Below are 11027 nucleotides of genomic sequence, written 5' to 3' on the forward strand. Positions count from 1 at the left end.
GGCCGCGTGGCACAGATGCCACATCCGGACGGATCGGCCCGTTCAGGTTGGAACCTGTCACGGGCGCGGGCGCGCATGATAACGAACCTGTGGGCATATAGGCGTTATCATGCCCCCCCTTTTATTGCCAACAAGGCCGACTGAAATGACCGATTGGTCCCTCGACCAAGCCCGCAAGACCTACTCGATCCCGCATTGGGCGGACGGTTACTTCGACGTGGATCAGGCCGGGCACATGGTGGTGAGACCGACCGGGGCGGACGGCCCGGTGGTATCGCTGCCCAAGGTGGTGGACGCTGCGCGCGCGGCCGGTGCCAAGCTGCCGCTGCTGGTGCGCTTCCCGGACATCCTCGGCCAGCGCCTGGGCAAGCTGCAGGCGGCCTTCGCCCAGGCCCAGCAGGACTGGGAGTACAGCGGCGGTTACACCGCCGTGTACCCGATCAAGGTCAACCAGACCCGCGGCGTGGCCGGCACCCTGGCCAGCCACCACGGCGAAGGCTTCGGCCTGGAAGCGGGCAGCAAGCCCGAACTGATGGCCGTGCTGGCGCTGTCCCGCCCGGGTGGCCTGATTGTCTGCAACGGGTACAAGGACCGCGAGTACATCCGCCTGGCCCTGATCGGCCGCAAGCTGGGCCTGCAGACCTTCATCGTCATCGAGAAGCCGTCCGAGCTGAAGCTGGTGCTGGAAGAGTCCAAGGCGCTGGACGTGAAGCCGGGCCTGGGCGTGCGCATGCGCCTGGCCTCGCTGGGCGCCGGCAAGTGGCAGAACAGCGGTGGCGACAAGGCCAAGTTCGGCCTGTCGCCGCGCCAGCTGCTGGACCTGTGGAAGTCGCTGCGTGACACCGAGTACGCCGACTGCCTGAACCTGCTGCACTTCCACATGGGCTCGCAGATCTCCAACGTGCGCGACATCGCCAACGGCATGCGCGAAGCCACCCGCTACTTCGTGGAGCTGTCGCGCCTGGGCGCGAAGATCACCCACGTCGACGTGGGTGGTGGCCTGGGCGTGGATTACGAAGGCACCCGTTCGCGCAGCTTCTGCTCGATCAACTACGGCCTGCATTCCTACGCCAGCAACATCGTGCAGCCGCTGGCCAATGCCTGCGAAGAGTTCGGCCTGACCCCGCCGCGCATCGTCACCGAGTGCGGCCGCGCAATGACCGCGCACCACGCGGTGCTGATCGCCAACGTGTCGGAAGTGGAAGAGGCACAGGAAGGCCGCGTGCCGGACCAGCACGACGACGAGCCGGCGGCGATCCGCCACCTGCGCGAGATCCACGACGAACTGGACGTGCGCCCGGCGGTGGAACTGTTCCAGGAAGCGCAGCATTTCCATGCCGAAGGCCTGGCCAGCTACGCGCTGGGCCAGATCGACCTGCCGCAGCGTGCGCGCATCGACGACCTGTTCTACGCCATCGCCCATGGCGTGCGTGCGCGCCTGAGCTACGACGAGAAGAGCCATCGCCCGGTGCTGGACGAACTGAACGAGCGCCTGGTCGACAAGTACTTCGTCAACTTCAGCGTGTTCGAATCGATCCCGGACGTGTGGGCGATCGACCAGGTGTTCCCGATCGTGCCGATCGAGCGCCTGGATGAAACCCCGGACCGCCGCGGCATCATCGCCGACATGACCTGCGACTCGGATGGCATGGTGGAAACCTATGTCGAGAACGAGAGCCTGGACAGCTCGCTGCCGCTGCACAAGATGAGGCCGGGCGAGAGCTATCGCATCGGCTTCTTCATGGTCGGCGCCTACCAGGAAATCCTGGGCGACATCCACAACCTGTTCGGCGATACCGACGCGGTGGAAGTGCTGGCCGATGCCGATGGCTACGCCATCACCCAGCAGCGCCGCGGCGACACCACCGACGTGATGCTGGATTACGTGGGTTACCGCCTGGACGAACTGCGTGCGACCTATGCGCAGCGCGTGGCTGCAGCGCAGCTGTCGCCGGAACGCGCGCAGGAACTGTCGGACGCGCTGGAAGCCGGCCTGACCGGTTACACCTACCTGTCCGACGAACCGCTGGTGTGATGGACGGCGCCGGGTTTGCCCGGCGCCACCGTTGCCGATGAGCGCGCGCGCGATCTTCCACCTGTTCCTGCATGCCGCCGTGCCAGCGTTGCTGGCATGGCTGTTCTGGCGCAAGCGCTTTGCCTCGGCGTGGCTGCTGATGCTGCTGGGCTGGATCATCGACCTGGACCATCTGCTGGCCGACCCGATCTATGCACCGAACCGCTGCAGCATCGGGTTCCACCCGCTGCACACCGCACCGGCCATCGCGGTCTATGCCGGGCTGTGCGTGCCGAAGAAAACGCGGTTGTTCGGCATCGGTTTGATCATCCACATCGTGCTGGACGCGATTGATTGCTGGTGGATGCATCACCGTTGATGCTTGGTGCGTGTCGACCAAGGTCGACACCTACCGGGTGCACGGTGGCGGACGGAACTGACGGACTGCTTTGGTGGATGCCGACCTTGGTCGGCGCTTTTGATGCGTGTCGACCAAGGTCGACACCTACCGGGGGGGGCGGCTGAACCGGTAGCGCCGGGCGGCGCCCGGCGAGCGCAGCGGTGCTTCACGCCACCGGCAACCACAACGTCGCACGCGGGCCCGGCTGCGCATTCTCCAGCTGCAACCGCCCGCCATAGCTGGCGGCGATATCGCCTACGATCGCCAGGCCCAACCCGCTGCTGCCTTCGCGCTCGTCCAGCCGCACACCACGCTGGGTGACCCGTTCCAGCGCGTCTGCGGCCAGGCCGGGGCCATCGTCGCGCACTTCGATGCGTAGCTGCCCTTCGCTGGTTTCCGCTTCGACAGTGACCTGCTGTTGCGCCCAGCGCCCGGCATTGTCCAGCAGGTTGCCCAGCATCTCTTCCAGATCCGCACTGGCGCCGGCGAACTGCAGCGCCGGATCGATGCCTGCTGCCGTGAACGTGATGCCACGTTCGCCATGCACGCGTGCCATCAGCCGGCACATCGCCTGTGCGACGGCCGCCACGTCGGTGCGCTGGCGATGGTCGGCAGCCAGTCCTGCAGCCAGGTAACGGTCGACACTGGCCTGCATGCGCGCACTCTGCTCGCGCACGGTGGCACGCCAGTGCGTACCGTCGCAGTCGGCCTCGGTGGCCAATACGCTCAGTGGAGTCTTCAGCGCGTGCGCCAGATCCTGTGCACTGGTGCGCGCGCGCGCGACCATGCGTTGCTGGTGGTCCAGCAGCGCGTTGAGTTCCTCACCCAGTGGTGCGACTTCCGCGCCCAGTTCCTGTGTGTCGATGCGCTGCGCATCGCCGCGACGTACCCGTTCCAGCTGCGCACCGAGGCGATGCAGCGGGCGCAGGCCGAAATTCACCTGGCTGGCCAGCACCGCCAGCCACGCCGCGACCAGCACGCCCAGTGCGATGGCGGTGCGCTTGCGGAACGCGGCAACATCGGCATCCAGCGCGCTGCGGTCGGTGGCGACCACGGCCACGAACGGTTCGCTGGCGCGTGGCAGGCGCACCTGCTGCACGCGTGCACGCAGGAATTGTTGCAGCGGCCCGGGCAGATTGCGCGTGGCCGGCCCGGCGGCCTTCGCCGGCAGGGTTTCATCCCACAGCGAGCGCGACTGCAGCAGCACGCGGCCATCGGCACCGGCGATCTGCCAATAGGCACCGGAAAACACGCGCTGGAAGCGCGCATCATTAGGTTCCTGGCGCAGGCGCAACTGCCCGTCCGGGTCCACTTCGGCCTGTGACAGCAGGGTCAGCATGTCCTGCTGCAGTTCGTGGTCGAGGCGGTCGCGCGCGCTGCGCTTGAACAGCTCGCCCAGCAGAGCGCTGGCCAGCAGCGAGACCAGCAGCAGCCCGACGCCGCCGGCCAGCAGCAGGCGCCGCCGCAGCGACGGTTGCCGGTTCATGGCTCGGCCAGCCGCCAGCCCTGGCCGCGCACGGTCTGGATCAGGTCGATGCCGAGCTTGCGGCGCACGCGTCCGAGCAGCACGTCCAGTGCGTTGGAGTCCGGGTCGTGGCCGCCGTCGAACACCTGTTCGCCCAGCCGGTCGCGGCTGATCACCTGTCCGCTGTGGTGGATGAAGTAGCTGAGCAGGCGGAATTCCTGCGGACTCAGTGGCAGCGCCTGTCCATCCAGCTCGAAGCGGCCGGCGTTGACGTCCAGCTGCAGCGGGCCGCAGTGCAGGCGCGGGCTGGCGTGGCCATGGCTGCGGCGGATCAGGGCGCGCAGGCGCAGCACCAGCTCATCGGCCTGGAAGGGTTTGGTGAGGTAATCGTCGGCACCGGCATCGAAGCCGGCCAGCTTGTCGTGCCAGCGCCCGCGCGCGGTCAGCACCAGCACCGGAAACCCCCGGCCGTTGCCGCGCCAGCGCTCGATCACGCTCAGTCCATCCAGCCCGGGCAGGCCGAGGTCGACGATGGCGGCCTGCAGGTCTTCGATCTGGCCGATTTCTTCGGCCTCGCGGCCGTCAGCGACCACCGCCACCACATAGCCGGCCTGTTCCAGCAGGGGCACCAGGCGCTGTGCCAGTGCGGCATCGTCTTCGGCCAACAGGATGCGCATCAGTCGTCGAGCTCCGTCTTCAGCAGCTTTCCGCTGCGCGCATCATAGTCCAGCTCCACCACCACGCCGTCGCCGCGCAGGATCTCCACTTCGTAGACGCCGTCGTCCAGCTCCACTTCCAGCAGCTGGCCCGAGTAGCGCTTGAGCGCATCGCGCACCACGCTCTCCAGCGGCACGTAGCGGCCCTGCTGCACGGCGCGACGGGCGACCTGCTGCGCCGGGTCCTGCAGGGGCGCGGCGGCGGTCGGGGCGTTGGCCAGGGCCAGCAGCAGGGGCAGGGTGGCGAGCATGCGGGTAAGGAAAGAGAGAGGGGTACAGGTGCGAGTGTGGCGGGGATGACTAACAGCCGGCTAACAGCCACGGCTAAGGCGCTGTTAACCGGGCCATGCATCGTGGCGTTGCCGGGATGGTCCGGCCACGAACAGGAGAACCCCCATGTTGAAGTCGCTCACCCTCGCCACTGTTGCCCTGCTTGCCGTCGCGCCGGCCGTACAGGCCGCGCCGCTGGGCATGGCCCAGGTTGAACAGACCCTGCGCAAGGCCGGCTACACTCAGATCCACGAGATCGAACGCGATGATGGCCTGTGGGAGGCTGACGTGAGCCGCGCCGATGGCCGCTTCAGCGAGGTCTACGTGGACCCGAAGACCGGCGAGATCTTCGATGAGCACAGCGGCCGCGCGCTGCTGACTACCGAGCAGGTGCTGGCACGGGCGCAGTCGCATGGCCTGCGCGACATCCATTCGCTGGAACGCGATGGTGCGACCTGGTCGCTGGAAGCCCGCAATGCCCGCAACCAGAAGGTAGAGGTGCGCCTGAGCGGCTATGACGGCCGCATCCTGCACAGCGAGCGCGATGGCTGGCTGGATTGACGTTGGCCTCTGTAGAGCCGAGCCCATGCTCGGCTTTGCGGCCAACCGTAGCCGAGCATGGGCTCGGCTCTACAGGGGCTGGCTTACCAGCCGTACGGCGGCGGGTAATCCCAGCCCGGCCCGCGGCCGTAATAGCCGCCATACGGGCCGAAGAAGCCCGGGCCCTTGCCCTCACTCACGTGGATGTTGAGGTTGACCCCATGGGTCTTGCCTTCATCGGTGGTGTAGTTCTTGCTCAGGTTCAGCGTGGCCGCGTTGTAGTGGCTGTTGCCGCCGTTCTTCGAATAGCCGATGCCGGTGGTGAAGCTGCCGGACACCTTGACCTTGTCGTCGGTCACGTCGGCGATCTTCGCATCGTCGTGCACGCGCGGGCCGCTCTTGTCACCGTAATAGGTGCCGGGCGGGTCCTGCTGCAGGGCCGGGTCGTTGAGGTAGCGCATCGGCGCCTGCGGCAGCGTCAAGTCCAGGCCGGCAGCCTGCGGCGCAGTGGCGCCAGCGGCGGACTGGGCCAGCACGGTTCCCGGCAGGGCCAGGCACAGCAGCAGGGTCAGGGGGCGGATCATGACGGCGCTCCAGCGGACAGGTGGCCACGCAACACGCGGCGGTACAGGCCGACGCTAGCAGGGGTTGCTTGAATGATGCCTGTCGGCGCCCGCTTGCGGTAGAGCCAGGTCATGCCTGGCTGCACGCTACAACCGTTCGAACCCGAACAGCGATTCCAGCGCATGCCTGCGCCGCTCGATCCGGGCCCGCAGCAGCTGGGCGCCGATCATCGAATAAGTGATGCCGTTGCCGCCGTAGGCCATGGCGAAATGGACCCGCGGTCCCCACTGCGCGTGCGGGCCGAAGAAGGGCAGGCCGTCGGCGGTTTCGGCGAAGGTGCCGGCCCAGGAAAAGGCGGGTATCGGATCCAGTCGCGGGAACCAGTGCCGCAGCTGCTTCATCAGCTTGCCGGCCTTGCCATCAACGCGCCGGTCGCGCCGGGTGGGGATATCGATGGCGTCGTCCAGCCCACCCACCAGCAGGCGGCGGTCGCCGGTGGCGCGCAGGTACAGGTACGGGCGGGCGCTTTCCCACACCATCGTGTTGCGCAGCCTGCCGAGCACGTCCGCTTCGATGGGATCGGTGATGAAGGCATAGCTGCTGCGGTTGCGCGCAACCCGCTGTTCCAGCCACGTCTGGTTGGCATAGCCCATGGCCAGGACCACGTGGCGGGCACGGACCGTGGCGCCGGCCTCGGTCATCGCGGTTACGCCCTGCGCGCCAGGCTTGAGCGTGTGCAGCACGGTGCGGTCGTGCACATGGCCGCCGCGGCGGCGCACTCGTTTGAGCAGGCCGTAGGTGAGACAGTAGGGATCGACCCGCGCCGCCTGGCGGGTCAGCAGGGCGCCGCCGGCATCCACGTCGAAACGCTCGCGAAGCGCTTCGCGGTCCAGCCAGCGGGCATCCAGGCCGATGCTGCGCCGCGCCTCACCTTCGGCCATCAGGCGCGGCACGTCGCGATGGCGGCTGGCCAGGTACAGGCTGTCCATGCGCTGGAAATCCACGTCCTTCAACCCGCGTGCCACTTCGCCCAGTGCCGGGATTGCCTCCGCGCAGGCCCGGTACGCCCGTGCTGCGGCGTCTTGCCCGTAGCGTTCGGCCAGTTCGAGCAGATGGGTATCGATCTCGTACTGCAGCAGCGCGGTGCTGGCCGCCGTGCTGCCCCAGCCGATGTCACGCTGCTCGATCACGGCCACGTCATGGCCATGGTGGGACAGCTCGTCGGCAATCAGCGCGCCGGTGATGCCGCCACCGACCACCAGCACATCGCAGCGCAGATCCTTCTCCAGCGGGGGGAACGCCTGGATCAGTCCGTTGCGTACGGCCCACCACGGGTAACCGCTTTTCAGGTCCATGCGTGCGTGGGGCTCAGGCTGTGGGTTTGCCGGTATGTGGCGTCTGGATCAGTTCGGACAGATCGAAGCCCTGCAGGCGGGCCGCCGCCAGATAATGGTCCTGCACGGTCGCGTCCAGGCGCGGCTCGCGCGCCAGCAGCCACAGGTACTTGCGATCCGGGCTGCCGACCAGCGACACGCTGTAGTCCGGGGCGATCTGGATCACCCAGTAGTCGCCCTTGGCGAACGGCAGCCAGCGCAGGCCCTTGGGCAGGAAGCTGACCTCCAGCCGCGCGCTGTCGTTGTCGACAGCGCAGGCCTCGCCGGTGGCCTCTTCGATCTCGCCGTCCATGCGGCAGCGGTTGGTGACGCCGACGTTGCCGTTGTCGAGCAGGGTGTAGTGCGCCGATACGTCGGTGCAGCCTTCCGGCTCGTGGCGCATCGGCAGGCGTGCGATCTCGTACCAGGTGCCCAGGTAGCGCGGCAGCTTGAGGTCGGCGACGGTTTTCAGCGGCGGGTGCTCGGTCATCGGCGGTCGTGGCAGGGGTGGGCCTCCACGATGCCGATGGCCTTGCCATGGGCGGGTGAAGCCGGGGCGATGGCCGTGTCCAGAACGTTCCGTCGCCCCGGCGGAGCGCCCGTTGTCACCGGCCTGGGGGTATCCTGCCGCCAGCGCCGTGTTTTCCTGATCCAACCGAGGTGGAGGTGCCGATGTACCAGGTGATCCTGTTGAAGAGTGAATCTGCGTTCGCGCGCGAACAGTGGCCGCAGGTCGACGAACTGGTCGACTACGAAGGTGTGAGTTACAGCCTGCGCGCCGGCCCGCGCCAGCCGCTGCCGACCGACCACGACTGGCACCCGGTGGCGGTGTACGCGCCCGATGAGATCACCGAGGAAGAGTTCCAGGACTGGTATGCGCTGCAGCAGCCGACGGTGGAAGAGCTTCGCCTGAAGTACTGATGCGCGACGCTGGCGGGGCCGCCCATCCGGCCTTGACCGGCTCTGCCGTATAGTCGCGCGCAGGCGCGGTGGTCCGCGCGAACCGGTGTGGCTGCGTGTCTTCTTTCCTGCGATCGATCCGTGCACGGGGGCCCTGGTGGGTCCTGCTGCTGTGCACCGCCTTCCTGCTGTCCGCGCCGGTGCTGGCGCAGGATGAGGACCCCACGCCGAAGCAGCAGCTGGCGGATATCGATTCCAGCCTGAAGGATGTGGAGCGCAAGCGTGGCGATGCAGAAGCCACCGAGACGCTGGCGATGCTGTCCGAGAATGCCTCGCAGGTACGGCGCGATGCCGAGGCGCTGGAAAAGGCGCTGCAGCCGCAGCTGGACCGACTCAACGAACAGCTGGCGCAGCTGGGAACGCCGGCAGAAGGGGCCGCTGAGCCGCCGGAGCTGGCGGCGCAACGGCGCACCCTCACCAAACAGCGTGACGGCCTGGCCGCTTCGGTGGTGCAGGCCAAGGCCAGTGCCGTGCGTGCGCAGCAGCTGGCGGCGGACATCGAGCAGCAGCGAGCCGCGCAACGCACGGAAGAACTGGGCCAGAAGGTGGCCTCGCCGTTGTCGCCCGCGCTGTGGAGCAAGGTGGCCGAACGTCTGCCGATCGATATCGCGCGGGTTGCGCCATTGGCCGGGCAGGGCCGCGATGCGCTGGTCGCCGGTATCCGCGCCCATGGCTGGGGCACGCCGTTGCTGGGCCTGCTGGCCGCGCTGGTGATGATGTTCCCACTGCGGCTGTGGCTGCGCAGGCTGGGGCGCCGTTTTGCTGCGTCCGAACGTGCGCCCGATGGTCGACTGCGCCGGTCCGGCCTGGCCATGTGGCTGCTGCTGGTCGGTACGCTGCTGCCCGGCTATGCCGTGGTGGTGCTGATGGCGGCGCTGGATGCCATCGATGGAATCGCGCCGCGCCTGCAGGTGGTGGCCGACGGCCTGGAGACCGCAACGTTCCGCGCGGCCTTCATCGCCGCACTCAGCGCCTGCCTGCTGGTGCCCAAGCGCCCGTCATGGCGGCTGTTGAACCTGGACGACACCGCCGCGCTGAAGCTGCGCAAATACGCCTGGGGCGCGGCGGCGCTGGCCTGGCTGAGCACGGTGCTGGTGGCCCTGGACCAGGCCACGCGCACCAGCGACGTCACCACGGTGGCGCTGGACGGACTGATTGCGCTGACTTACCTCGGCCTGATCATGGCCATGCTGGTGACCCTGGCGCGCCTGCATCGCCGGCAGACCGCCGAGGCCGAGGCCAAGCTGGAAGCGCAGGCCGATGGCGTGGGTGCAGCCACGCCGGTGCGCCGCAGCAGCTGGCTGGTACTGGCCCGGGTAGCGGGTAACATCGCGGTGGTGGCCGCCATCATTGCCACATTGCTGGGCTACCTGAATTTCGCCAAGTTCGTGAACCAGCAATTGATCGGCGGCAGCATCGTGGTGTTGGCCGCGACGTTGCTGTTCAAGTTCGTCGATGACCTGAGCACGTGGATGCTCAACGCCGACAGCAAGGTCGGCCAGACCATCCTGCTCAGCACCGGCCTGAGCGTATCGCGGCTGGAACAGGCGGGCGTGCTGCTGTCGGCAGCGCTGCGTACCATCGTCGTACTGATCGCGCTGCTGGCGCTGGTGGCACCGTTCGGCAACATCGGCGCGGTGGTGGAGCGCTTCACTTCACTGTTCACGACCGGATTCGATATCGGTGGCACCAAGCTGGCACCGGCGGGGATCGTGTTGGCGGTACTGGCGCTGCTGGCCGGCCTGGCGATCACCCAGCTGGTGCAGCGCTGGCTGACCGACACCTACCTGCCCAAGACCGAGCTGGACCTGGGCGCGCGCAATTCGGTGAGCACCGTTGCCCGTTACGTGGGCATCATCATCGCGGTGATCTGGGCGCTGTCGGCGATGGGGCTGCAGCTGAGCAAGCTGGCCCTGCTGGTCAGCGCACTGTCGGTGGGTATTGGCTTCGGCCTGCAGGTGATCACCCAGAATTTCGTCTCCGGCCTGATCCTGCTGGCCGAGCGCCCGGTGAAGATCGGCGACTGGGTGAAGCTGGGTGACCAGGAGGGCGACATCCGCCGCATCAGCCTGCGATCGACCGAGATCCAGGTGGGCGACAAGTCGACGCTGATCGTGCCCAACTCCGAGCTGGTCACCAAGACCGTGCGCAACATGACGATGGGCAACAACCAGGGCCGCATCCAGATCCAGTTCGCGGTGCCGCCCAGCACTGATGTCGGCAACCTGCGGCAGGCGCTGCTGGATGCGTACACCGCGCACACCAACGTGCTGAAGCAGCCGGCGCCGACGGTCTACATCGACAGCATTGCCGGTGGCCAGATCACCATCAACAGTTTCGCGTACGTGGCCAGCCCGCGACAGGTGTATGCAACCCGCAGCGATCTGTACTTCAGCCTGCTGCAGATCCTGGCCGAGCGGAACATTCCGCTGTCGACCCCGACCGACATCCACATCATCCGCGACCCGCAGGAGTAGGGGTTGTTTTGCAGGGCTGCGCCCTGCACCCCCAGTAGTGCCGGCCGCTGGCCGGCAACTTCAACAGCAACAGCTGATTTCCTGCGGGATGGCGGGGTGGGTCCGGTTGCGGGAGACGCCGTAAACCCCCAGGCCGGCCCAGCCGCTGGCGGCTGTGCGTTCGGGCGCTTGCGAAGCAGTGCTTCGCAAGCAAAGCGCCCTCACCCATGGGGGCTTGGCCGCGGCATCCATGCCGCGGACACTCCCGC

At 67.6% G+C, this 11027-nt stretch carries 11 protein-coding genes; 5 read left to right on the forward strand and 6 right to left on the reverse strand.

Annotated elements, in window-relative coordinates:
• The first annotated feature begins 145 nt into the window (after nt 1-145).
• Entirely contained in the window at nt 146-2035 is a 1890-nt protein-coding gene (speA, locus tag AC5P7F_RS15615) for an arginine decarboxylase (RefSeq protein ID WP_014648708.1), read from the forward strand.
• Nucleotides 2036-2072: 37 nt separating this feature from the next.
• Complete coding sequence (locus AC5P7F_RS15620; protein ID WP_005411369.1) at nt 2073-2393, forward strand: DUF6122 family protein; 321 nt, start codon at nt 2073-2075, stop codon at nt 2391-2393.
• Between the two features lie 187 nt (nt 2394-2580).
• Here the strand turns inward: AC5P7F_RS15620 and AC5P7F_RS15625 are convergent, their stop codons facing one another.
• From AC5P7F_RS15625 to AC5P7F_RS15635, 3 genes are read right to left on the reverse strand one after another with little or no spacing between them, the layout of a single operon-like run.
• Complete coding sequence (locus AC5P7F_RS15625) at nt 2581-3900, reverse strand: ATP-binding protein (protein WP_164077397.1); 1320 nt, start codon at nt 3898-3900, stop codon at nt 2581-2583.
• Nucleotides 3897-4556, reverse strand: a complete 660-nt coding sequence (locus AC5P7F_RS15630; protein WP_197637127.1) for a response regulator — start codon at nt 4554-4556, stop codon at nt 3897-3899. Before AC5P7F_RS15630 ends, AC5P7F_RS15625 begins: the two co-directional genes overlap by 4 nt.
• On the reverse strand, nt 4556-4846 hold the full coding sequence (locus tag AC5P7F_RS15635) for a PepSY domain-containing protein (RefSeq protein ID WP_164077399.1): 291 nt from the start codon (nt 4844-4846) through the stop codon (nt 4556-4558). The genes AC5P7F_RS15630 and AC5P7F_RS15635 overlap by 1 nt, the downstream gene beginning before the upstream one ends.
• 145 nt (nt 4847-4991) lie before the next feature.
• Between AC5P7F_RS15635 and AC5P7F_RS15640 the strand changes: the two genes are divergently transcribed.
• A complete protein-coding gene (locus AC5P7F_RS15640) occupies nt 4992-5426 on the forward strand; it encodes a PepSY domain-containing protein (protein ID WP_164077400.1) in 435 nt (144 codons plus the stop codon).
• An 83-nt stretch (nt 5427-5509) separates the two neighbouring features.
• On the opposite strand, the gene AC5P7F_RS15645 is transcribed toward AC5P7F_RS15640, so the two are convergent.
• The 3 genes from AC5P7F_RS15645 to AC5P7F_RS15655 all read right to left on the reverse strand — a co-directional run bounded on the left by AC5P7F_RS15645 (nt 5510) and on the right by AC5P7F_RS15655 (nt 7832).
• The gene (locus AC5P7F_RS15645) at nt 5510-5989 is read right to left on the reverse strand and encodes a hypothetical protein (RefSeq protein WP_014038776.1); all 480 of its coding nucleotides are present in this window, start codon (nt 5987-5989) and stop codon (nt 5510-5512) included.
• Nucleotides 5990-6115: 126 nt separating this feature from the next.
• Nucleotides 6116-7324 carry an FAD-dependent oxidoreductase gene (locus AC5P7F_RS15650; protein WP_164077401.1) on the reverse strand — a complete coding sequence of 403 codons (1209 nt, stop codon included), beginning with the start codon at nt 7322-7324 and terminating at the stop codon, nt 6116-6118.
• Nucleotides 7325-7337: 13 nt separating this feature from the next.
• Nucleotides 7338-7832 carry a lipocalin family protein gene (locus AC5P7F_RS15655; RefSeq protein WP_032958822.1) on the reverse strand — a complete coding sequence of 165 codons (495 nt, stop codon included), beginning with the start codon at nt 7830-7832 and terminating at the stop codon, nt 7338-7340.
• 182 nt (nt 7833-8014) lie between these two features.
• Between AC5P7F_RS15655 and AC5P7F_RS15660 the strand changes: the two genes are divergently transcribed.
• Nucleotides 8015-8263 (forward strand): hypothetical protein, encoded by a 249-nt coding sequence (locus AC5P7F_RS15660; protein WP_014648700.1) that lies wholly within the window; start codon nt 8015-8017, stop codon nt 8261-8263.
• A 95-nt stretch (nt 8264-8358) separates the two neighbouring features.
• Complete coding sequence (locus tag AC5P7F_RS15665) at nt 8359-10779, forward strand: DUF3772 domain-containing protein (RefSeq protein WP_053495286.1); 2421 nt, start codon at nt 8359-8361, stop codon at nt 10777-10779.
• Nucleotides 10780-11027 lie beyond the last annotated feature (248 nt).

This window comes from Stenotrophomonas sp. YJH_SMC_105-26 (assembly GCF_059368915.1).